We start from the raw sequence: 22,997 nt of genomic DNA, 5'->3' as shown, positions 1-22,997 counted from the left end.
GCACCTCCGCGCGAAACGCCGAGCCATGACGACGCTGGCAATCACCGGCGGGCAGGTCTTGCTGCCCGACATCACGGTGACCCGTGCGGACGTACTGATCGACCAGGACGACGGCGAGATCCTCGAGATCGGCGACGACCTCGCCGCCGACGCCGACGAGACGCTCGACGCGGCGGACTCCCTGGTCACGCCGGGGTTCGTCAACGGCCACTGTCACGTCGCGATGACCCTGTTGCGCGGGTACGCCGACGACAAGCCCCTCGACGCCTGGCTGCGGGAGGACATCTGGCCCGTCGAGGCCGAACTGACCGCCGACACCGTCCGCGCGGGCACCGAACTCGGCGCCCTCGAGATGATCAAGTCGGGGACGACCGCCTTTGCGGACATGTACTTCTTCGTCCCGACGATCGCCGAGGCGGTCGCCGACGCGGGGCTGCGCGCCCGCCTCGGCCACGGCGTGATCTCCGTCGCCAAGGACGCGGACGCGGCCCGCGAGGACGCCCGCGAGGGCCTCGAGGTCGCGGCGGAGATCGACGGGATGGCCGACGGGCGCATCGCGTCGGCGTTCATGCCTCACTCGCTGACGACCGTCGACGGGGAGTACCTGGAGGAGTTCGTCCCGCAGGCCCGCGATCTGGGCGTCCCGATCCACTACCACGCCAACGAGACCGAGGACGAGGTCGTCCCGATCGTCGAGGAGGAGGGCGTGCGGCCGCTGGCCTACGCCGCGGAAAAGGGGATGCTCGAGGACGGCGACTTCGTCGCCCACGGCGTCCACGTCGACGAGAGCGAGATCGGCCTGCTCGCCGAGGCGGGGACGAGCGTGATCCACTGCCCGGCCTCGAACATGAAACTGGCCAGCGGGATGGCCCCCGTTCAGCGCATGCGCGAGGCCGGCGTCACCGTCGGCCTCGGCACCGACGGCGCGGCCTCGAACAACGACCTCTCGATGTTAGACGAGGCCCGCGACGCGGCCATGATCGGCAAACTCGCGGCCGACGACGCCAGTGCCGTCCCCGCGGAGGCGGTCGTCGAGATGATGACTCGGGGCAGCGCCGAGGCGATCGGTCTCGACACCGGCCGCCTCGAGGAAGGCGCCCCCGCCGACCTCGCGGTGATCGACCTCGAGGAGCCGCACCTGACGCCGCGTCACGACCTCGTGAGCCACCTCGCCTACGCTGCCGCGGCGGCGGACGTCCGCCACACCGTCTGCGACGGGCAGGTCCTCATGCGCGACCGCGAGGTGCTGACGCTCGAGGAGGATGCAGTTCGAGCGCGGGCGAGCGAGGCCGCCGAGACGCTGGTCACCGCGGCCGAAGAGTGAGGCGGTTCGCGGCCGGCGAGCGCCGACGTCCGTCTCAAAATCTGAACGTTCAGAACTAGTTATAAACGTTAAAACGGTCTCTTGATACGTTTCGGTGCGAAAGAAACGTCCCGAACCGCCGCGGGGGTTTATTCACGAAACCCTGAATGTATCGACCGGAATGAAGAGCTATCGACTGCTTGCGGCGGCACTGGCTGCCGTCATGGTCTGTACGGCGCTCGCACCGATGGGTGCGGCGGCCGCGACGACTGACCACGGCGACCTCTCGGTGTCCGTCTCGCAGGCGGATGACGTGATCGTAACGGTAGACGCGAACGAATCGACCGCGAACGCGACCGTCGACGTAGCGACGGTCGACGAGAACGCGACCTACGCGGGCGCAGGCGAGTACGACGTGGCCGACGACGGCACGGTCGTCCTCCCGACGCCCGAGGAGAACGTGACGGTGGCCGTCACCGCGACGCTCGGCAACGAGACGGCCGAAACGACGGCGACTCTCGAGGCCTCCGAAGAATCGGGTAGCACCGGGATCGACGTCGCGCAGGACGGCGCCGACGTCTCCGTCACGGTCACCGAGGACGGCGAGGGCGTCGCGACGGACGTCGCCGTCTCGACGGTCGACGAGAACGCCAGCTACGCGGACAGCGGCACGCACGCGACCGACGAGAACGGCACGCTGACGCTCTCGGCGCCGGACGGCAACGAGAGCGTCGAAGTCGCGTTCTCGGCGACGGTCGGGAACGAGAGCCTCGAGACGACGGCGACGCTCTCGCCGGCCGAGGAGACCAACGACGGCCTCCCGGGCAACTTCGGCGCGCTCGTCGGACAGTTCATGGAGGAGAACGCCTCCGACAACGAGAGCGACGAACCGTTCGGCGTCAGGCTGGCCGGCTTCGTCGTCGAGCACAACCCGGGTAACGCGCCCGATCACGCGGGCCCGCCGGGCCACGCCGGCCCGCCGAGCGACGACGGTAACGACGTCGACGACGACGACGAGAAGCGTCAGGGTCCGCCGGAACACGCCGGTCCGCCGGACGAGGACGATGAAGACGACGAGGAGGACGTTGAAGACGACGGAAACGGCGGCGGTCCGCCGGCCAACGCCGGTCCGGACAACTGACGACCGATCGACGGACGGCGGTCGACGGCGCGGCGTTCGGCTCGTCAGAGGCACGAACTCCGTCGTCGCCGTCCGCTTCGATCGAACGCGCTCGAGGCGGTTCGGGCGCCTTCGATCGTCGACCGACACCCTGTAGTTGCCGTTCGAACGACTTTTTCGACCGAAATCGATACTGATCGAGCGACAGTTCCCGATCGGGAGCCGCTCGTCGACCGATCGTTTCGCTTCGGATAGCCGTTCCGCGCCTGACATCACTTCGGTAGCGTTTTGGCGCCCCTTCCACTCAGTCGACGTATGACCGACACTGCGTATCCGCCGATCAGCGAGCAACTCGACGACCTCGAGTTTGCGCGCGAGGAGGGTCGTCGAAAGATGGACTGGGCCGCCCAGCACATGCCCATCCTCGAGTCCGTCCGCGAGGAGTTCGTCGCCAACCAGCCCTTCGAGGGCGAGCGCATCGGGATGGCGATGCACGTCGAGGCGAAGACGGCGATGCTCGTCGAGACGCTCGCGGAGGGCGGCGCCGAGGTGGCCGTCACCGGCTGTAACCCCCTCTCGACCCACGACGACGTCTCCGCCGCGCTCGACACCCACGAGAACATCACCAGCTACGCGAAACGCGGCGTCGACGACGAGGAGTACTACGCCGCCATCGAGGCCGTCATCGCCCACGAGCCGACGATCACCGTCGACGACGGGATGGACCTCGTCGCCGCGATCCACGAGGACTACCCCGAGCTGATCGACGGCATCGTCGGCGGCGCCGAGGAGACGACCACGGGCGTCCACCGCCTGCGCGCGATGGACGCCGACGGCGCCCTCGAGTACCCCGTCTTCGCGGTCAACGACACGCCGATGAAGCGGCTGTTCGACAACGTCCACGGCACCGGCGAGTCCTCGCTGGCTTCCATCGCGATGACCACGAACCTCTCGTGGGCCGGCAAGAACGTCGTCGTCGCGGGCTACGGCTACTGCGGGAAGGGCGTCGCGAAGAAGGCCGCCGGCCAGAACGCGAACGTCATCGTCACCGAGGTCGAGCCCCGGCGCGCCCTCGAGGCCCACATGGAGGGCTACGAGGTCATGCCGATGGCCGAGGCCGCCGAAGTCGGCGACGTCTTCCTGACGACGACTGGCAACCGCGACGTCATCGTCGAGGAGCACTTCGAGAAGATGCAGGACGGCGTCCTGCTGGCCAACGCGGGCCACTTCGACATCGAGATCGACCTCGAGGCGCTCGACGACCTCGCCGTCGACCGCTACGAGGCCCGTGACGGCGTCGAGGCCTACGAACTCGAGGACGGCCGCAAACTGAACGTCATCGCCGAGGGGCGACTCGTCAACCTCGCCGCGCCCGTCTCGCTGGGCCACCCCGTCGAAGTGATGGACCAGAGCTTCGGCGTCCAGGCCGTCTGCGTCCGTGAAATGCTCGAGAACGGCGACCAGTACGACGCGGGCGTCCACGACGTGCCCGACGAACTCGACAAGGAGATCGCCGAGATCAAACTCGAGGCCGAGGGCGTCGACCACGACTCGCTGACGGACACCCAGCGCGAGTACATGGACTCCTGGGACCACGGGACGTAAGCCGGAGTCGATACCGCGGTTTCAGTAGCCGTTTTGGAGGGTCCGTTACAACGCTCGCTATGACTGCTCGAGCCGTTACGACCCCGACGTCGCGTCTCCCGCCCAGTCCGGTTTCTCGACGTCGGTGCTCCCCACGTCGGACAGCGTGTACGACTGCGTAATCCTCCGGGTCGTGGATTCGGCCCAGACGAATTCGTACTCGTAGTGGCGGATGACGCCGTCCTCGTCGAGCAGGAGTGTCGCTGCGAACTCCTCGTACGTCGAACTCGCGTTCTCGCCTCCCGCCCACGAGTCGGACAGCGCGTCGACGCCGGTGGCTTCGTACCGCATCACCGGAACGCCCTGGAACGTCTCGACGCCTTCGCGCTGGTAGGTGGCGTCAATCGCAGCGTGATCGAGCTGGCGCATGCTGTCGTTGCTGAACAACCCCCGCCAGAGGTACCGGTCGCTCGATTCGTTGAACACCGACGCGGGGGAGAGTTCCCGCACCGTCGTGCGGTCGTCCTCGAACAGCACGTACTCCGCACTTCCGTTCGAGTAGGTGCTCCCGTTCCCCGAAAAGTAACCGGTGGTGTGTACGAGGTACTGCGAATTGCTGGGCTCGGCGAGAAACCGGCTCGTGTCGTTCATGTGCCTGACGTCCTTCTCCGAAGGGTGGAGAACGCGATCCGTTCGGTTTTTCTCGGTCGAGAGCGTGAAACTCGTGTTCGCCATCATGGTTGCGTGTCTATCGAACACCGACTGGTCGATGGCCGACGCGTTCGGGAACTCGTCAGGGGACACGTCGGGAGACGCGTTAGTCGACGGGCTCTCGTCTGCGCCTGGAAGTCCAATACATCCCGCGAAGACCAGGAGGACAACGACGGCGATCGCTGAGAGCGGAGACGTACGCATAGGACACTATTCAACAATCCCACATTTAACGCTGGGGAACTCCACCTCTCGGCCAAAGGGGATGCGACCCAAACCCGATGTTGTGACTCTCAGGAGGATCAGTCCCGAACCGATCGCAAGATACGCGCTCTGTACTCGGCACGCCGTTTCTGACCGCTATCGGGGACGCGAATGGCCACACTGGTAACGCCCTCGCCGCTACTGAGACGGAGAAGGCGTCGGAGACAGAACAGCGGGAAACCGACCTAGCTCGAGTCGCCCGCGCCGCCTTCCCGTTCGGCGTCCGTCTCGACGGGTTCGACGACGAATACCAGCCCCCCGTCCTCGGGACCGCCCAGGCGGACCCGAACCGGAAACGTCACCCCCGAGTTTCGACGGCCGGTACAGCTTCCAGTCCAGCGCCAGCCGTCCGCGACCGTCGGCACCGCGGCCGTCTCGAGGCGATCGACGCTGTCGTCGGTAAACAGCGTCCGCCACGAGCGTCCGGCGAGGTCGTCCCGGCTGTAGCCGAACTGCATCGCGAACCCGCGGTTCGCGAACTGGACGGTGCCGTCGGGCGCGACGATAGCAATCGCGTCCCCGGCGAGTTCGATGCCGGCCAGCGAGCGCCGGGTGAGTCCGGCGAGGCGCCGCCGCTCGACGAGCGACCGAATCCGGCGACGCAGCCGCTCGCCGTCCTCGATCGCCGCGGCGCGGTCCACCCAGTCGAGCCAGCCGTGAGCGCGCACCTCGTCGCCGATCGTCGCTCCCTCGTCGACGAGGAGGACGACCGGGAGGTCGATCGCCCCTTCGGTGACCCGCTCGATGAGGCCGGTGCCGTTTTCCGGCGGGTAAGAGCCGACGAAACAGTCGACGTCGTCGAGCTCCGGGAAGGCGTCCGCCACCGAGGGCGCGGTCCGAACCGCGATCCGATCGTCGTCGTCGACTGCGGCTTCGACCCGCTCGGTGTGCCGTCGATCGCCGACGGCGAGGGCCGTGAGCTCCCCGGCGATCGGCGACGGACCGTCGAGGGCGGGCGCGACCGTCGCCGGCGTCATCGGCGTCCCCTCGATCGATTCGCGCCGCCGGGCTCGGTGTTGGAGGGGTCGATCGGCCCCGTCGTTGTTCGACCGCACCGCTTACGGGCTCTCATGGACCGTTCCGTCGACCAGGATGGTTCCGTCGCCTCGAACTTCGACGGTGTGCTCGCCGTAGCTGAACTGGACGCGCGCGGTTGCCGGCGTGGTTCCCTGAAAGAGCTGATCGAGCGCCTCGGGGTCGACGACGTGGTACAGCGGCTCGAGGTCGACGGGGTCGGTGTCGGTCGCGTCGGCGATGGCCTCGATCACTGAGAGACTGAGCGAATCGTTGTGGTAGTCGAGCGTCGTTCCGGACATGTTAGTCGTTCAAAGAGCAGCGGTGGCTATCCGGCTATTCATTATACACGTAAACCCGCCGCGATCGAGACACTACACATATAGAAACCGGGCCGAATCGGCCGAGTTGGACCGCTCGAGGGGGCGTCTCGTCGGTCAGTCGATCCGATCGCGAGCGGTCGTCGTGCCCGAGTTGCCGGACGGCCGCTACGGAGCGCAGTCGCGCGGTAAATTTCGCCAGCGAACGGGCGATACGATCCCTGCAGATCATGTACGGTCCTCGCATACGTCGGTTATGGCCAGTCGTTCGTTACGCAGCGGCATCCTCGACGGATCTCTCGACCGGCGGTTGCCGGTCCTCCTCGGGGTGATTTTCGTCGGTGCGCTACTCCTCGGTCTTGGACCGCAACTCCACGACCCGCTGATCGTTCCGCTCCCGTTCGTCCTCGGACTCGCCGCTCGCGGCGGCGCCGATCGGGAGTCGACGCTCGCGCGCCTCGCGGGCGAACTCGAGACGTTCGTCTCGCGGATTCGCGACGGCGAGGTCGACGAAGCGATCGCCGGCCCCGAAGCGGACGCCGAAGCCGTCGACTTCGAACTCGACCGCGAGGACGCCCTCGGTCGCCTCTCGACGGCGATCGACGAACTGACGACGGCGGTCCGGGAGCGCGAACGGGAGCTCCGAGAGACGAACGAGCGCCTCGGGGCGGTGATCGAGGCCTCCCCGTCGGCGCTGGTCGCGCTCGACACCGACGAGACGGTGACGCTGTGGAACCCCGCCGCCGAACGTGTCTTCGGCTGGAGCGAGGACGAGGTACTCGGCGAACCGCTGCCGTTCGTTCCGGACGACCGGGCGGAAGACCACCGCGAGATCTTCGACCGACTGTTCGATGGCGAGTCGATCGCCGGGCTCGAGACCCGGCGGGTGACGAAAGACGGCGAGCGGATCGACGTGAGTATCTCCGCCGCCCCGATCCACGGCGCCGACGGCGAGATCGGCGGCACGATGGGCGCCCTCGAGGACATCACCGAGCGCAAGGACCGCGAACGCCGGTTGGAGTCGACGAGCGCGCGCCTCGAGGCGCTGTTCGAGAACTCCCCCGACATGATCGACGTGCTCGATACCGAGGGGACGATCGTCGAGGCGAACCACCGGTTCTGCGAGATGCTGGGGTACGAGGAGTCGGAGCTGGTCGGCACGAAGATCTGGGAGTACGAAGCGCTGTTCGACGCCGCCGACGTCGAGGCGCTGCTCGCGGAGCTCTCGGTCGGCGAGCGGCGCAAGTTCGAGGGCCGATACCGCCGCCGCGACGGCTCGACGTTCCCCGTCGAGGTCCACCTGATCCGGATCGATTTCGCCGACGAGAACCGGTTTCTGGCGATCAGTCGCGACGTGACCGACCGGAAGGCCGACGAGCGGCGGTTGCGTGAGCGCGAGCGGGAACTGCAGCGATACAAGGCCTACACCGACGACGTCCTCGACGCCATCGACGACGTGTTCTACGTGATCGACGAGGACGGGACCCTCCTGCGGTGGAACGAGTCGCTCGCCACGGTCAGCGGCTACGACGCCGACGAGATCGACTCGATGGACGCCATCGAGTTCTTCGCCGAGGCGGATCGGCCGGCCATCGACGAGACGATCGCCGAGGTCCTCGAGACCGGCACGGCTCGCGTGGAGGTGCCGATCCGGACCGCCGACGGAGAGTTGATTCCCTACGAGTTCGCCGCGACCCGACTCGAGGACCTCGAGGGCGAGACCGTCGTGACCGGCATCGGTCGCGACATCTCCGAACGGACCCGCTACGAGCGCGATCTCGAGCGGACAACCGAACTGCTCGAGCAGGCCCAGCGGCTGGCGTCGGTCGGCGGTGTGGAAATCGACGTCCGCGAGGACCCCTACGAGGTGACCGCCTCCGACGAGTTCTACCGACAACTCGGCCTCGAGCCGGGAACGACCCTGACGCCCGACAAGATGCTCGCGCAGTTCCGTCCGGACGATCGGCCGGCGATTCGGTCGGCACTCTCCGGCGCCGTCGAGGACGGCGAGACGTACGATCTCGAGGCGCGGCTCCGATCGACCGACGACGAGCCGCGCTGGGTTCGGGTGATCGGCGATCCCGTCCGCGAAGGCGAGGAAACCGTCGCCGTTCGGGGGTCGATGCAGGACGTCACCGACCGCAAACGGCGCGAGCGCGAACTCGAGCGCTACGAGACGATCGTCCAGTCGATCGGCGACCCGGTCTACACGCTCGACGAGGACGGGACGGTTCGGTTCATCAACGACGCCATCGAGACGCTGGCGGGGTACGATCCCGAGGCGTTGATCGGCGACGACGTCTCGGCGCTCCTGCCGCCCCCGGACCTCGAGCGGGCCCGCGAACAGGTACGGGAGCTGCTCCGTGAGGAGGAGGGACCGTACGCCACTGTCGAGACGGATTTCATGACGGCCGACGGCGACGTGATCGAGACCGAAACGCACATCGCTCTGTTGCCGTCCGAGGACGGCGAGTTCGCGGGGACGGCGGGGGTCGTCCGCGACATCACCGAGCGCAAGGAACGCGAGCGCGAACTCGAGCGCTACGAGACGATCATCCAGGCGATCGGCGACCCGGTCTACACGCTCGACGCGTCGGGAACGTTTCGGTTCGTCAACGACGCGATCGAGCCGCTGGCGGGGTACGAGCCCGAGACGCTGATCGGGTCGGACATCGAGGACGTGATCTCTCCGTCGAACCTCGAGACCGCCCGGGAGCTGGTCCGGGAGCTACTCCGGGAGGACAAGCTCTACGAGACCTTCGAGATGGACCTCGAGACCGCCGACGGCGACGTGATCGAGGCGGAAAACCACATGGCGCTGTTGCCGTCCGAGGACGGCGAGTTCGCGGGCACGGCGGGGGTCGTCCGCGACATCACCGAGCGCAAGGAACGCGAGCGCGAACTCGAGCGGACGACCGAGTTACTCGAGCAGGCCCAGCGGATCGCCGGCGTCGGCGGCTGGGAACTCGACGTGACGACCGATCCCTACGATCTGACCGTGAGCCCCCAGCTCCAGCGCCTGTTCGGTCGCGACCCGTCCGGCGCCACCCAACGGGACGTCTCGGCGGCGCTCGGGCGGTACCACCCCGACGATCGATCCCGCGTCCGCTCGGCCGTCGAGGCCGCTGTCGAGCGCGCCGAGAGCTACGATCTCGAGGTCCGGATGTACACGTACGACGACGAGTTGCGGTGGATGCGGACGATCGGCGAGCCGATCGTCGAGGACGGCGAGGTCGTCGCCGTCCGCGGCTCGATGCAGGACATCACCGACCGCAAGCGACGCGAACGCGAACTCGAGCGGACGACGGATCTGCTCGAGCGGGTCCAGCGGATGGCAGCGATCGGCGGCTGGGAAGTCGACCTCGAGCCCGAGACGCGGACCGGGGTCTGGACCGACGAGATGTATCGGCTTCACGATCTCCCTCCCGACGTCATGCCCGACCTCGAGCAGACGATCGAGTGCTACCATCCCGACGACCGGGCGTTCGTTCGCGAGCAAGTCCAGACGGCCCTCGAGACGGGGACGGGATACGATCTCGAGGGGCGGATCCGAACCCGCGAGGGCGAGATCAGGTGGGTCCGCGCGATCAGCGAACCGATCCGGAACGAGGACGGCGAACTCTACAAGTACCGGGGCACGGTGCAGGACATCTCCGACCGGAAGCGCCGGGAACTGGCCCTCGAGTCGCTCCACGAGACCGCACGCGGCCTGCTCAACGCGGAGACGGAGTCGACGGTTACCGACCTGGTCGTCGAGACGGCCGCTGAACTGCTCGAGACCGGCGACGTCAGCGCGGGCGTCTACCTGCTCGACTCCGAGACCAACCGGTTCGAACCGGTCTCGTCGACGGCCGGCTTCGCCGATCGGTCCGGCGGCGCACCGTCCGTCGCGGTCGGCGACGGCGACTCCGTGCTCTGGACGACCTACGTGACGGGCACCCAGACCGTCGTCGACGACGCCGAGATCGGCGACCGATCGCCGTTGTTCGGCGGCGACGCCTCCGGCGGGCTGCTCGTCCCGATCGGCGACTACGGCGTCTTCGTCCTGCTGGCCTCGCCCGCGACGATCGACGACGAAACCAGGCGGCTGTTCGAGACGCTCGTCGCGACCACCGAAGCGGCCTTCGACCGCCTCGAGAGCGAGGCGAACCTCCGGGAGCGCGACGCGGAGCTGGCGGCCCAGAACCGTCGGCTTCGCCGCCAGATTCAGATCACGGAGATCATCCGCGGGATCGACCGGTCGCTCATCGGCGCCGACGGCCGCGACGAGATCGAGCAAACCGTCCCCGAGCGACTCGTCGCGGCAGACAACGTCTCCTTCGCCTGGATCGGCGACCTCGACGCGAGCGGCTCGACCCTCGAGGCGCGCACCTGGGCCGGCGACGAGCCGGAGTACCTGGACGCGGTCGACTTCGGTCTCGACGGCGAGTCTCGGGAACCCGCGGTCCGGGCCGCTCGGTCGGGGACGCCGACGGTCGTCGAGAACGTCGTCGAGGGCCTCCAGGGTGAGGCGTGGCGAACGAACGCGCTCGACGCGGGGTTTCAGTCGGCCGTCGCCGTCCCGCTCACCTTCGAGGAGTACAGCTACGGCGTCCTGACGGTCTACGCCGACGAACCCGACGCGTTCACCGACTTAGAGCGCTCGGTGTTCGCCGAACTCGGCGAGGGGATCGCGAACGCGATCAACGCGGCCCAGACCCAGGAAGCCCTCCACGCCGAGACGCTCGTCGAACTGACCCTCGACCTCGAGACCGACGACGTCCTGTCGCGGATCGCGACGGCGACCGGCGCCGCGGTCACCTACGAGGGGCTCGGCACCCGCAGCGAGTCGGAGACGTCCCTGTTCTTCGAGACTCGAGGGGCGTCGTCGGAGGCCGTCCGCGACGCGCTCGACGGCCTCGTCTCCGTGACGTCCGCTCGCCTCGTCACCGAATCCGACTCGCGCTGTCTGTTCGAGGCGACCGTCACCGGCGACGTCCTCGCCTCGCGGCTGGTCCGCCACGGCGGGAGCCCGCGGTCGATCACGGCCGACGAGGGCCGGACCGAGGTCACCGTCGACGTCCCCGTGACGACCGACGTTCGCGAGTTCGTCGAGATGCTCCGGGATCGGTACGAGCGCGTCGACCTCCGGTCGCGCCGGCACGTCCAGCGGACGATGCACACCCGCCAGGAGCTGGTGACGTCGCTGTTCGAGGACCTGACCGACCGACAGCTCGAGGTGCTTCGGACGGCGTATCTGGCCGGTTTCTTCGAGTGGCCCCGCGAGAGCACCGGCGAGGAGATCGCCGAGATGCTCGAGGTGACCCAGCCGACGGTCAACCGCCACCTCCGGATCGGCCAGCAGCGGCTGTTGTCGCGCCTGTTCGACGACGAGACGCTCTCGATCGCCGACGGTTCGTAGCGACACTCTCGCGGGGTCTCGCCGCGTTGAAGCGGGACACGACGTGGTCGATGCTCCCGTCGGGGAACCAAGAGAGGAACGCCCAAGGGGCCGGCAGGTGAACGCCGTAGTATGGAAACGGCCCCACGGAAGCGGACGGACGGACCGATTCGGTCGACACTCGTTGGCCTCGGGCTCGCTCTGCTTGGCTTGCTCGCCGGACAGTTCGTCACCCTGCCGGCGTTCGCGATCGATCCCACGCTTCTGGAAACGCCGAGTGACGCATCGACCGTCGCAATCGTCGCCCTGCTCGCCCTGAACTTCGTCGGCTTCTTCCTCGTTGGCGGCGCGTATCTCCGGTTGACAGGTCGCGGCTGGGACTGGCTCGACCTCGAGGGGCCGTCGCGGCGCGGCTGGCGCTACGTCACCATCGGCGTCGTCGCCAGTATCGCGTTCGTGATGGTCGTCAACGGGGTTTCGTTACTGTTCGATTTGCCGTCCTCGGAGAATCAGGTGATGGAGTTGATCGGCGACGACCCGAACATGGTGTTGATTATGATCGTCATCGTGTTCTTCCTGAATGCCCCCGCTGAGGAATTTCTGTTCCGAAACGTGATCCAGAAGCGCCTGTACGCCGCGTTCGGTCGCACGCAGGCAGTCGTCGTCGCGAGCGCGATCTTCGCGTTGGTCCACATTCCGTCCTACGGGCTGGCTCCCGACGGCAGCATCGCTCCGCTGGGCGCAATCGGCGTTTCGCTCGCCGTCGTCTTCGGCGGCTCGATCATCTTCGGCTACCTCTACGCACGGACGGACAACATCATGGTCCCGATCGCGGCCCACGCCGCGTTCAACGCCATCCAGTTCGGCCTGCTCTATCTCGCGCTTCGGTTCGCCCCCGAAGACCTCGAGACCGAGACGGGGATGGCCGTCAGCGAGATCATCGTCGCGGCGCTGTCGCTCTAGTCGTCTCGTCATCGACTGCCCTCGCGACGCCCGCACGCCGCCGGCGGCTAGCACTTCGTCCAATTTAAGCGTCTCCCGGCCCGAACGATGCGTATGTCTCAGGCGAAGGGCGACCGCCGCGAGCGGGAACTCGTCAACGAACTCGACGCGGCCGGCTTCGCGGTGATGCGCGCGCCCGCCAGCGGCTCTGCGACCGAACGCGAACTCCCGGACGTCCTCGCGGGCGACGGCGAGGTGTTCTACGCGATCGAAGCGAAATCGAGCGCCGGCGACCCCATCTATCTCACCGGCGAAGAGGTCGAAGCGCTGATCTTCTTCGCGCAGAACTTCGGCGCGAAACCCCGTATCGGCGTCCGCTTCGACCGCGAGGACTGGTACTTCTTCCACCCCGGCGACCTCCACGTCACCGACGGCGGTAACTACCGCGTCAAGAAGGAGACCGCCATCGCCGACGGCACCGACTTCGACGAGTTCGTCGGCCGCTCCGAGAAGGTCACCCTCGAGGAAGTCGGCGACGGCGGCGACGACGGCCCCGACGAGGAGATTCTCCGCGTGCTCAACGCCGTCAAACAGGACGTCATGGACGTCGAGGAAGCCGCGGACCTGCTCGAATAGGGGCTCCCGCTCGAGCGCTATCGCCGCCCGCCGTCGTTCCCAACTAGTTGGGGTCAATCGACTTCCCGTCGATCGCGCTACACCACGACGATGACCGACTCGACGACAGTCGCACGCGGGACGGCGGTCTGCGAGAACTGTGGCTCCGTATTTGCGGCCCGCATCTGGCCGGACGGGCGGATTCGGCCGATCGGGTCGCCGGCGAACTGCCCCTGCGGCGGAACCGAGTTCCGTCGGCTCTCGTGAGCGGAGCCGTTTCCCCTGCTCGGCTCGATCGCTGCGCTCGAGCCGTCGCTGCGGGTCGTTCCCGCCGGCGTCCGTTCGTACTCGCGTCCGCTCGATCGTCTCCGCTCAGTCGTCCGCCGGAGCCGTCGCCGAGAGAATCTCCGGGTCGACCGGCCCGCCGCGGACGATCGGCTCGAAGGCCTCGAGGACGTCCCGATCGCCGCTCGTGATTCCGCGGGCCGGCCGCTCCTCGAGTTCGGTCGCGACGAACCGTCGTGCGATCAGCGCGATCCGGCCGTTCTGGGTGTTCTCGCCGCTCTCCTCACGTTCCGTCTCGCCGTCGGCCCCGAGACCTGTCTGCGCTTGCGCGAGCAGCAACGCGGCGGTGAAGACGTCGAAGACGTAGTGGGCGAGACGCTTGGCCGACAGCTGTGCGTACTCGCCGTCCTCGGCCGCCAGCGTCGCGAGGGCGGCCGCGAGTTGCTCGTACTCGGCTTCGACGGTCTCGGCGGCGTCCGCGAGCGCCGGGTGGGAGACCGTCTCGAGTCGCTCCTCGATCGTCTCGAGCAGCGGTTCGTGGGCGTCCTCGCGCTCGAGGGCCCGGAGAACGTCCAGCGAGAGGACGTTCTCGGTTCCCTCCCAGATCGGCAGCACCTGCGCGTCCCGGAGCAGGCGGTTGGTGACGAAGTCGTTCACGTAGCCGTTGCCGCCGTGGACCTCCATCGCGTAGGAGGCGGTGTCGACGGCCATCCGACCCGTTCGGAGCTTGGCGATGGGGATCAGCAGTCGCATGAGTCGGGAGGCGTCGTCGGCGGTTTCGTCCGTAGTCGCGCTCAGGGCCTTCTCGTTTGCGTTCGCGGCGGCGTCGGAGCGAGCGCGCCGTTCCGCCGCTTCGCGCTCGGAGAACAGCCGCGCCGCTTCGAAGGTGAACGCCGCCGCGGCCTCGTGGGCGACCGTCATGTCCACGAGATCCGCACGCATCAGGGGATACTGATCGATGGTGTCGCCGAACGCCTCCCGGTTGGCGGCGTAGATCGTGCTCTCGAGCACTGCACGGCCCATCAGTCCGCAGGCAGCCGCGGCGTTCGAGAGCCGCTCGAGAGTGAGCATCTCGGTCATCTGTTTGAAACCGTTTTCCTCCTCGCCGACGAGGACGGCCTTCGCGCCGGTGAACTCCACCTCGCCGGTCGGGACCGCCGTGGTACCGAGTTTGTCCTTCAGCCGCCGGTAGAACTGGTCGTTGACGGCGTCGGGCTCGAGCGGGCCGTCCTCGAGGCGATCGCCCTTCGTGTACGGCCCGTCGCTCGGCGTCTCGTCGGACGCGGGATCCGAGTGGGGGACGAGGAACATCGAGAGGCCGGCGGTTCCCTCCGGCGCGTCCGGGGTTCGAGCGAGCGCGAGGGTGCCCTCAGCGTCGATATTGGAACAGAACCATTTCTCGCCGGAGAGGCGCCAGTATCCGACGCCTTCATCGTACTCGGCACGACTCTCGTTCGCTCCGACGTCGCTGCCGCCCTGCTTCTCGGTGAGGAACATCGCCCCCTCGATCAGGTCGTTGTAGTCGCGGCTCGTCAGGGCTTCGTCGTACTCGGCGAGCGAGCCGTCGTCGAACTTTTCGAGGACGAGCGCGGCGCCGGCGGTCATCGCGACCGGACAGTCAAAGCCCACGTCGGCGTAGCTCAGCAGGTACTGCATCGCGAGGGTGTGGGCCAGCGGCATCGGCTCGTCGCGGCCGGGCGGCGCCTCGAACGCGTCGGCGACGATCCCCCGCTCGTAGGCCAGTCGGTCGTTCTCGAGTTGTTCGGCCGGGTAGCGGACGCGGTTCCAAATCTCTCCGTGGGCGTCGTAGGGCTCGAGTTCCGGTCCGTGATCGTCGACGTAGTCGGCGTTGTCCGCGATCGCGTGGCCGACGACCGCGCCGAACTCGGCCAGCCGCGACTCGGCCCACTCGAACGCCTCGCCCGTATAGATTCGACGGAGTTCGCGCTCGAGGGGCCGATCGAGGGTCCAGTAGTTGACCGCCCGTCCCTCCTCGAACCGGCCGTGATCGATCCCTGTGCTCATGGCTTGGTGGTTGTTGACGAACGGCAATAAAACGGCCGTGAGTGAACGCGGCGTCGATTCTCGAGCGTTTCCGGGACTCGAGGATCGACCGCTCTCCCATCGGCGTTGGTGAACCGCTGTGTAGTGGCGCGCGCTGGGCCGCGGTGAACCGCTGGTGAACTGTGGCTCGAAGCCGTGCGAGGTCTTCGTGAACGGAGTGAACGAAGGCGTGTCAGCACTCGTTCTGACAGTGGATGAGTGAGCGACCAGCGGGAGCGATTGAATCGGCTGGGGAGGGTGTGGAAACCATAGTCGCCACGATAGGAGCGGAGGTTCTGTTCTCCTCGGCAGTACTGACAGAAGAGAGCGTCCTGCTCACATGGCAACGGGGAAATACCACGCCCTCCCCAGCCGATTCGCTCGCTCCTATTGTCGCTCACTCATCCCTCGCGCGTCTTTTTATCGCGCCTCGCTATCGCTCGTCGCGCTTCAGCGCGCGCCACTGCACGCTGATACCGTAAACTGGCGGCGCTCGTCGATCGATCGACCGCTCGAAAATGGAGTGGACCGCTTCGGTCGCTTACGTCGCTTTCTCGAGTCGAGTTCGCGGGAAGACGTAGACCTTCAGCGAGCCGGGGACGACGCCGTTCGTCGCGACGGTGGCGTGGGGGTAGACGGCGCCGACGACGGGCACGTCGGGGTCGTAGTCCTTGTTGGTCGCGTAGTCGGCGACGGTAGTGTCGCTCCCGCCGATCGTCACGGCGTCGGCCCGCAGGTCGGAGACGTCGACGACCGTGAGCCGATCGCCGGTCTCGCGGTCGCGGACGGCGTCGCCGGCGTGGAGTTCGTGGGCCTCGCAGTAGAACGGCCCGCTGGCGTCTTCGTCGACGAAGGCCGTCTCGCCGCAGTCGTGGCACGCGACGGCGATTTCGCCCGGCGGCGGCGTTCGGCCGTGGGTGATTTCGATCGCGACGCGGCGGATGTGCTTGCAACGGGCCTTCCGGAAGACGTAATCCGGACAGGTACAGCGACCCGCCTCGAGGTCGACGAGGTAGGTGTGGTCGCTGGCCGACTCGACCTCGTAGAGGCCGTCGCCCAGCGCCAGCACGGACATCGGTTCGCTGCGAGCGCGGCGCGAGCGCTCCTCGAGGTGGTCGCTTGACGGTACTGGCAGAGCTGTTTTCGGTGACGCTGTTGTGTTCATAGGTGCGTCAGAGGGATCGCAACTGGTCGGCTGACTATTCGACGATAGTAGGGGATCGAGCGATATAACGGGTGCGCCGGCGGTTGCAGGCCGCCGGTTTATCAATCCCGGCTGCGCTGTGGATTGCACAGCGGGCTCGAGTAGCCCCCGATCTACGACCTGTTCGCGTCGGTGAACGCCAGAATCTCGTTTTTCGCCTCAGTCAGATCCGCTTCGACGGTGTCGTCGTCGGCCTCCGCCTCGACCGTTTCCGTCGCGGGGTCGCCGGTGTACACCGTCCCGTTGACTTCGATCGCGTTCCCGGCGCCGCTGACGCTGATCGGCCCGAACGGATTCTCCTCTGCGGTGTTGCCGCGGCCGCTGTTCCGATCGGATCCCGATAAGTTGAAGCCCGAACCGCCTCCCACGGCGATGTTCTCGTTCGCGGCGTTCAGGTCGAGGCGATTGTCGTTCGAGCCCACGAGGGAGATCCCAATGGCGTTCAGCGTCGCGATGTTTTGCAGGAGGTGGTTCCCGTTCGACCGCTGGAGGAGGATGCCGACTCCGTCGACGCTGGTGACGGTGTTCCCGACGAGCGTATTCCCGTCCGATTCGAGGAGATCGAGACCGGGGAAAAACGTATTGGCTGTGGAATTACCAACTAAAACGTTCTCGTTCGCGTTGATGAGGTATATTCCCGATCCACCGCGCTCGAGGTCGTTGTCGACGAGCACGTTTCGGTCGGCGTCGATCAGGACGAAGCTGGTGCCGGCGATCGTCGTCATCTCGCTCGTGACTGCTTTGATCACGCCGTCCGTCACGTCGTCGAAAATGACCCCGGTACGGAGGCGCTCGAGGGTGAGGTCCGTGACCGTCACGTTCGAAATCGATTCGTCGCCCGGCGGCTGGACCAACACGCCGACGCCCTCGACCCCCTGTCCGTTCGGACCGGTGATCGAGTGGCCCCGTCCGTCGATCAGTACGTCGCTGGCCCGAACGGTGATACAGGCCGACTCCGGCGCCGTCTCGAGGTCGTCCGCGAGCACGTAGGAGCCGGATTCGGTGATCGTCGTGCACTCGGTGATCTCGGTTCGCTCCCCGTCCGCGGAATCGTGGTTTCCCTTTTTCTTCCCGTCACCAGCGGCCGCGATTCCGGACCCCATCGAGAGGGCACTCAGTGCTACGGCGCTTCCGGCGAGGTACGATCGTCGGTCAACCGCCTCCTGATGATTACCATTTGACATTCCACTGCAACTCAGCGGCGGCTACGGCTTTGGTATGAGCGGCTTTGGTCCCTCGTCGAACGGTTCTCTCTCGCCGACGAACGGTGTTGATAGTTCGTACGCGATACGGGATTCGGGCGCCCTCGGAACTCATCGCCGGACTCGGCCGGTGTCCGAGCCAGTCTCGTCCGCCTCCGCAGAGGGCAGTAACACGGCGAGGTGATTACGAGACCGAAGAGCCGTACGCATCGCTTATAGCGCGTTCAACAGGCCTACCGATCGTTCCCGACACCGTACAGCCGCGACGTTCGTTCCAAGTTCGGTATCGGTAGCGCGCCCTTCGAAGCGCTTTTGCTTCGGCCGCCGAAAGCAACGAATCAATGCTCGACCGCGAACAGATCATCGAAATTGGCGTCTCCGTCTCGATGGTCGTGCTGATGCTCGGCACCATGATTGCTATCGGGACCCAGTACGGCGGGTCCAGCGGCACACTCTCTCCCGAAGGCGGCGAACTGCTCGTCGGCGCCATCACCGGCTTTATCATNTGATGCTCGCGGTCGGCATCGGTCTCGCGTACTTCCTGAACGACCCCGAGGACGGTCTCGAGGCCGACGACGAGACGGACGCCGACACCGGTAGCGCGATCTGACGGCGGAACAACACTTTTTGCAGTTGCCGCGTTGATGTGATATATGAGCAGTCCCGACGCCGCTCTCGACCCCGAATCGACGCGGTCTCGCTCGAGGTGGTCGGCGATCGCCGCCGTCATCGGGACCCTCGTGTTCGGGTCGGCGATTGTCGGTCTCTCGGCGTCGGTCCTCGAGGCGCCCGTCGCCGTCGGCGCGGTCGCGGTGCTGGTGCTGCTCGCGGTCGCCCTCGCGTGGCGTCGCGCCGCGACGGCCGGCGAGACCGCCGCCGACGACGAGGAGATCCGAGACGTCTGGAATGCGATTCCGCCCTGGCAGTACGACGGCCGGCACGCCGAATCCGGCGGCCTCACGCGCGGCGAACAGGAGAGCACGCTCCGGGAGATTCAGCAACGGGCCGACGATCTCGAGGAGCGAGAGCGCAACTAACGCGGAATCAGTCGCCGCTGGCCGACTGCTCCTCGCGATCGGCTTCCCGCCAGTCCTCGATCTCGTCGTCGTCGGCGTCGTCGATCCGCTCCTCGTAGTAGGCCATCGGGTGGGGAATGCGTTCGCAGAGGTCGTCCTTGTTCACGCAGTCGCCGTAGGACTGCATCGTCGCACAGGAGGGCGGCGAGTACTCCGTCGGCGAGCTGTCGCCGCGGATGTGGTCGGTCTGGTAGCGGGTCATCTCCTCGCCGAACGACGAGTTGACCCGGTAGAGTTCGACGATTTCGTCAGTCGTCATCCCGATGCTCGTCAGGAAGGCGGTGATCGCGAACCGCGAGTGGTGGGGCAGGTGTTCGCCCTTCTGGATGTCGTCGAGCAGGGCCTTCATACACGGCGGGAACAGGTCGGGGACGACGGTGTCGATGTCCTGGGTGAGCTCGAGGTCGGCGAGCACCTCGCGGATCTCGGCGGCCTCGTCCTCGAGGGCGGCGGCGATGACGTCGGGGACGTCGAATGGGAGGCCGTCCTCGATGCGGCTCCGGATGGCCTCTCGGAGCAGGGTCAGCAGTTCGTCGTCGTCGACCGGCACCTCGCCGTCGGTCAGCGCGCGGTTGACCAGGTGCCACTCGTCGCCCCACAGATCCTCGGCGAGGGGGAGGTAGGTGCCGACGTCGATCCGGTAGCCGTCGGCGGTCTCCCGGACCGCACCGTCGAGGTCGAACTCCGCGAGGAGGGCCTCGAGGTCCAGCCCGGTCGACTCGACGCTTTTCAGCTCCGTGGTGTTCTCGAAGTCGGTCGTGAAGCGATCGTAGGCGGTCGCGGCCTCGGCGCGGGCGTACTTGCGAACGAGGACGCGCTCTTCGACCATCGAGACGAGGACGCGCGCGACGGGATAGGAAAGCAGTTCGACGCGCGTGTCTCGTCGCGGCTCGCCCGTCTCGCCGTCCTCGAGGGCCGCCACCACGCGCTCGCGGGCGCGGTCGACGACCGCCCGATCCTGGTCGACGACGGTGGCCAGATCGACGGCCTCCGTCGCCACGGCGTCGCGGGCGGTCTCGAGGAACGGGTACCGGGCGTGCAGTCGCTGCATCGGTAATGGGATGTTACTGCGCGGGGTTAAAGCCGCTGATTGTTCGACGGGGGGCGGCCGGGAGTAAGCCGGGATTGGATCGCCGCTCGAGCGGCGACAGAAGCGGCCCTGACCGACGTTTTGGTTAGCGTTCGAGGATCGATTTAAAGGGCGTTCGATACGTCTCCCCGAGTATGCCACGGGCCACTCGAGACGGCGTGTCGATCTACTACGAGTACGACGAGAGCGAGGGCGACGGCACACCGGTCGTCTTCGTGCAGGGGCTGGGCTACGGGCGCTGGATGTGGCGCTGGCAGCGCGAGGCCGTCGCGGACGATCGAGACGTGATCGCGCCCGACAACCGCGGGACGGGTCGGTCCGACGCCGGCCTCCCGCCGCTGCTCCCGCGCCTGCCGCGGAAACTCCGCGTGCCCCTCATCTTCAAACTGGCCGGCTACTCGATCGGCGGCCTCGCCGCGGACCTCGAGGCAGTCCTCGAGGACGCCGGCATCCGCCGGGCCCACATCGTCGGCGCGAGCATGGGCGGGATGATCGCCCAACGCTACGCGCTCGAGTATACGCGGGCGGAGACGCTGACGCTGTGCTGTACGAGCCATGGCGGTCCCGACGCGGTTCCGGTCCCCGACGAGACCCAGGAGTTCATCTTCGACGTCCCCGACGGCGCGAGCGAGCGCGAGACGATCCGTCACCGGATGCGTCCCGCCTTCACCGAGCGCTTCACGAACCGGAACCCCCACCTGATGGATCGGATCATCGAGTGGCGACTCGAGCAGGACGCCGACGATCCCGCTCGCGAGGCCCAGGCCGCGGCCGTTCTCGACTTCGACGTCAGCGACCGGCTCGAGTCGCTTCGCGTGCCGACGCTGGTGCTCCACGGGACCGACGACCGCGTCGTCCCCTTCGAGAACGGGCTGTTACTCGATGAGGCGATTCCGAACGCGCGACTCGAGCGGTTCGAGGGCGGCTCGCACTGCTTTTTCATCGAGCAGTCCGATCGGGTGAACGAGGAGCTGCGGGCGTTTCTCGCGGACCACGACTGATCGCCTGCGGCGGCCGCGTGAACTCCGGATCTACGCGGTCGGGGCGGCGCCGTCGTAGAACTGGATCCGGCCGTCGCTTCGCACGCCGATCTCGTATCCCGCGTAGGGGAACCAGAGTTCGTGGGTGCCGGCGTCCGCTCGCCGGGCGTGGTCGACCAGCGAGTCCAGCGCGTCCGGATCGATGGCCTCGTAGAGGGGCTCGAGGTCGACCGGTCGATTGCCGGTAAGCGCCGCGACCGCCGTGATGACGGCCTCGCTGGCTCGCTCGCCGACGTCCGGATCGAACGTCGTCGTGAACGTCGGCTCGTTCGCGTCGCTGGTGTCCGTTGGACCGTCTGTGGAGGGCATGGCCCGGACTACTCGAGAGAGACTGGTAGCCTCCCACCTTCCCATATGATATTTTTAAGTAACGGGGTTCACTCGCGATCGCTGTCGCAATAGGCGACTATCGCCGTCGACGGCCAACCGAGCCGAACGGCGGTTCGATTCAGTCGCTCTGGATGCGCGGTGCGAGCATGTAGGTGACCTGTCCCTGCCCCTCCGCGAAGCCGAAGTAGATCTTCACCGGGAACTCCTCGCCGAGGTGGAGCGTGACCTCCGTGTCCGAGGGAATCGCCTTGTTCATGTCCTTCAGGTAGTCCAGCGAGAACAGCGAGTGGGCTGGACCGACCTGCAGGTCGATCAGATCCGCTTCGGTGAGCTCGAGGTGGACGTCGTCGGTGTCGCCCTCCGCGTCGACGTAGAAGTACTCCTCGCCCTCGTCGACGCCCAGCGCGATGTGGTCGGAGACCATGTCGGCGGCCTTGACCGATCGGTTGACGTCTTTCCCCTCGAGGACGACCTCCGCGGGCAGATCGAGGTCCGGAATGTCCGGCTCCTGGCGGATCGAATCGGGGTCGATCAGCGCCAGGGTGTACTCGAGCCCTTCGATCTGAATCTGTAGCTTCCGCGTCTCTTCGTCGAGTTCGAGCTGGACGAGCTGGCCGGACTCGGCCATGCTCGCGATATCCTCGAGCCGCGAGAGGTCGACGCCGATCAGCCCGCCGTCGGCCTCGTAGGATTCGAACGCCGAGGCATCGAGCGAGAGGTCGACCATGCCGACGTTGGCGGGATCGACGGCCCGGATTTCGAGGCCGTCCTCCTCGAGGTGGATCTTGCACTCGTCGACCAGCACGCTGATCGAATCGAGCGCGCTGGTGAGCGTTTCCGCGCTCACGATGGCCTTGAACATATACGCCGGGCTACGGACGGTTGCCATAAAAAGGCACCCTTTACGCGCGGCTCCGCGGGCGGCGATCGTTCGCGGCCGCGGACCCGGTCAGTACTCCTCGCGTAACCGGATCGCCTCGTCGGTGATCTCGGCGATCGCGTCGTGGCGGAGCGGGTACTGGCTCTGGGCGTCCTGCCCCCAGCCTAGCCGGCTCTTGAGGTCGCCGCTGAGTTTCGCCTGCTCGGGTTCGACGGACTACCTGCTGGCCCGGAGTTCGCAACCGGGCCGATCGGAGGCTGGTCGCGGATCGCGGACCGTGGACCGCTCGCCCCCGTCAGGACTCGATCTTCTCGACGATCTCTTTCGCCTCTTCCTCGGCTTTGTCCTCGCCGACGCTTTTCTTGATGAGTACGCTGGTTACTTCCCAGTCGTCCTCCCCCTCGACCTTCCCGGTACGGACCTCGCTCCCCTCGGAGACGGACTCCGCCGGATCCTCCGCCCAGTCCGGCGTCCGGACCTCGTCGTACTCGTCCGGATCGCGGAACCGAACGTGGATGTAGCCGTCCTCGGTTTCCACCTTGTTGACGTCTGGTACGTCTGCCATACGCGGACGTCCGTCGGCCGCGCGCCTAA

The 22,997-nt window shown here is 67.0% G+C and carries 19 protein-coding genes and 1 pseudogene; 10 read left to right on the top strand and 10 right to left on the bottom strand.

The window, feature by feature from the left end; translation table 11 throughout:
• The first annotated feature begins 25 nt into the window (after positions 1 to 25).
• The 3 genes from C477_RS03660 (at position 26) to C477_RS03650 (ending at position 4,028) form a co-directional block, all read left to right on the top strand.
• On the top strand, positions 26 to 1,324 hold the full coding sequence (locus tag C477_RS03660) for an amidohydrolase (protein WP_008893089.1): 1,299 nt from the start codon (positions 26 to 28) through the stop codon (positions 1,322 to 1,324).
• Positions 1,325 to 1,484: 160 nt separating this feature from the next.
• A complete protein-coding gene (locus C477_RS03655) occupies positions 1,485 to 2,444 on the top strand; it encodes a hypothetical protein (RefSeq protein ID WP_008893088.1) in 960 nt (319 codons plus the stop codon).
• Between the two features lie 294 nt (positions 2,445 to 2,738).
• Complete coding sequence (locus tag C477_RS03650) at positions 2,739 to 4,028, top strand: adenosylhomocysteinase (protein ID WP_008893086.1); 1,290 nt, start codon at positions 2,739 to 2,741, stop codon at positions 4,026 to 4,028.
• A gap of 75 nt (positions 4,029 to 4,103) precedes the next feature.
• Here C477_RS03650 and C477_RS03645 read toward each other — a convergent pair whose 3' ends face one another.
• The 3 genes from C477_RS03645 to C477_RS03635 all read right to left on the bottom strand — a co-directional run bounded on the left by C477_RS03645 (position 4,104) and on the right by C477_RS03635 (position 6,298).
• The gene (locus C477_RS03645) at positions 4,104 to 4,922 is read right to left on the bottom strand and encodes a DUF7537 family lipoprotein (protein ID WP_049914210.1); all 819 of its coding nucleotides are present in this window, start codon (positions 4,920 to 4,922) and stop codon (positions 4,104 to 4,106) included.
• Between the two features lie 245 nt (positions 4,923 to 5,167).
• Positions 5,168 to 5,959 (bottom strand): PAS domain-containing protein, encoded by a 792-nt coding sequence (locus C477_RS03640; RefSeq protein WP_049914218.1) that lies wholly within the window; start codon positions 5,957 to 5,959, stop codon positions 5,168 to 5,170.
• An 81-nt stretch (positions 5,960 to 6,040) separates the two neighbouring features.
• Positions 6,041 to 6,298 carry a HalOD1 output domain-containing protein gene (locus tag C477_RS03635; protein ID WP_008893083.1) on the bottom strand — a complete coding sequence of 86 codons (258 nt, stop codon included), beginning with the start codon at positions 6,296 to 6,298 and terminating at the stop codon, positions 6,041 to 6,043.
• 274 nt (positions 6,299 to 6,572) lie between these two features.
• Here C477_RS03635 and C477_RS03630 point away from each other — a divergent pair, with 274 nt between their 5' ends.
• The 4 genes from C477_RS03630 to C477_RS23965 all read left to right on the top strand — a co-directional run bounded on the left by C477_RS03630 (position 6,573) and on the right by C477_RS23965 (position 13,520).
• Complete coding sequence (locus C477_RS03630) at positions 6,573 to 11,717, top strand: PAS domain S-box protein (protein ID WP_008893082.1); 5,145 nt, start codon at positions 6,573 to 6,575, stop codon at positions 11,715 to 11,717.
• Between the two features lie 111 nt (positions 11,718 to 11,828).
• Positions 11,829 to 12,659 carry a CPBP family intramembrane glutamic endopeptidase gene (locus C477_RS03625; protein WP_008893081.1) on the top strand — a complete coding sequence of 277 codons (831 nt, stop codon included), beginning with the start codon at positions 11,829 to 11,831 and terminating at the stop codon, positions 12,657 to 12,659.
• A gap of 93 nt (positions 12,660 to 12,752) precedes the next feature.
• Positions 12,753 to 13,274 (top strand): Holliday junction resolvase Hjc, encoded by a 522-nt coding sequence (gene hjc / locus C477_RS03620; RefSeq protein ID WP_008893080.1) that lies wholly within the window; start codon positions 12,753 to 12,755, stop codon positions 13,272 to 13,274.
• Positions 13,275 to 13,364: 90 nt separating this feature from the next.
• Positions 13,365 to 13,520 (top strand): zinc ribbon-containing protein, encoded by a 156-nt coding sequence (locus C477_RS23965; RefSeq protein WP_008893079.1) that lies wholly within the window; start codon positions 13,365 to 13,367, stop codon positions 13,518 to 13,520.
• A gap of 105 nt (positions 13,521 to 13,625) precedes the next feature.
• Here the strand turns inward: C477_RS23965 and C477_RS03615 are convergent, their stop codons facing one another.
• From C477_RS03615 to C477_RS03605, 3 genes are all read right to left on the bottom strand, one after another.
• On the bottom strand, positions 13,626 to 15,563 hold the full coding sequence (locus C477_RS03615; RefSeq protein WP_008893078.1) for an acyl-CoA dehydrogenase family protein: 1,938 nt from the start codon (positions 15,561 to 15,563) through the stop codon (positions 13,626 to 13,628).
• 559 nt (positions 15,564 to 16,122) lie between these two features.
• Positions 16,123 to 16,746, bottom strand: a complete 624-nt coding sequence (locus tag C477_RS03610; RefSeq protein ID WP_083870237.1) for an SWIM zinc finger family protein — start codon at positions 16,744 to 16,746, stop codon at positions 16,123 to 16,125.
• A 152-nt stretch (positions 16,747 to 16,898) separates the two neighbouring features.
• Positions 16,899 to 17,888, bottom strand: a complete 990-nt coding sequence (locus C477_RS03605) for a right-handed parallel beta-helix repeat-containing protein (RefSeq protein WP_008893076.1) — start codon at positions 17,886 to 17,888, stop codon at positions 16,899 to 16,901.
• Positions 17,889 to 18,328: 440 nt separating this feature from the next.
• On the opposite strand from C477_RS03605, the pseudogene C477_RS03600 reads away from it, so the two are divergent.
• Both C477_RS03600 and C477_RS03595 read left to right on the top strand, forming a co-directional pair.
• A pseudogene (locus tag C477_RS03600) lies at positions 18,329 to 18,597 on the top strand (DUF7472 family protein).
• 43 nt (positions 18,598 to 18,640) lie between these two features.
• Complete coding sequence (locus tag C477_RS03595) at positions 18,641 to 19,024, top strand: hypothetical protein (RefSeq protein ID WP_008893073.1); 384 nt, start codon at positions 18,641 to 18,643, stop codon at positions 19,022 to 19,024.
• 7 nt (positions 19,025 to 19,031) lie between these two features.
• Here the strand turns inward: C477_RS03595 and priL are convergent, their stop codons facing one another.
• Entirely contained in the window at positions 19,032 to 20,114 is a 1,083-nt protein-coding gene (gene priL, locus C477_RS03590; RefSeq protein ID WP_008893072.1) for a DNA primase regulatory subunit PriL, read from the bottom strand.
• Between the two features lie 173 nt (positions 20,115 to 20,287).
• On the opposite strand from priL, the gene C477_RS03585 reads away from it, so the two are divergent.
• Positions 20,288 to 21,154 carry an alpha/beta fold hydrolase gene (locus tag C477_RS03585; RefSeq protein WP_008893071.1) on the top strand — a complete coding sequence of 289 codons (867 nt, stop codon included), beginning with the start codon at positions 20,288 to 20,290 and terminating at the stop codon, positions 21,152 to 21,154.
• A 30-nt stretch (positions 21,155 to 21,184) separates the two neighbouring features.
• On the opposite strand, the gene C477_RS03580 is transcribed toward C477_RS03585, so the two are convergent.
• The 3 genes from C477_RS03580 to C477_RS03570 form a co-directional block, all read right to left on the bottom strand.
• Positions 21,185 to 21,502 (bottom strand): HalOD1 output domain-containing protein, encoded by a 318-nt coding sequence (locus C477_RS03580; RefSeq protein ID WP_008893070.1) that lies wholly within the window; start codon positions 21,500 to 21,502, stop codon positions 21,185 to 21,187.
• 139 nt (positions 21,503 to 21,641) lie between these two features.
• On the bottom strand, positions 21,642 to 22,385 hold the full coding sequence (locus C477_RS03575) for a DNA polymerase sliding clamp (protein WP_008893069.1): 744 nt from the start codon (positions 22,383 to 22,385) through the stop codon (positions 21,642 to 21,644).
• Between the two features lie 313 nt (positions 22,386 to 22,698).
• Positions 22,699 to 22,968 (bottom strand): hypothetical protein, encoded by a 270-nt coding sequence (locus tag C477_RS03570; protein ID WP_008893068.1) that lies wholly within the window; start codon positions 22,966 to 22,968, stop codon positions 22,699 to 22,701.
• Between the last annotated feature and the right edge of the window lie 29 nt (positions 22,969 to 22,997).

It is taken from the genome of Haloterrigena salina JCM 13891 (genome assembly GCF_000337495.1).
Classification (GTDB): Archaea; Halobacteriota; Halobacteria; order Halobacteriales; family Natrialbaceae; genus Haloterrigena; species Haloterrigena salina.
This window is presented reverse-complemented; position numbering and strand designations above follow the sequence as displayed.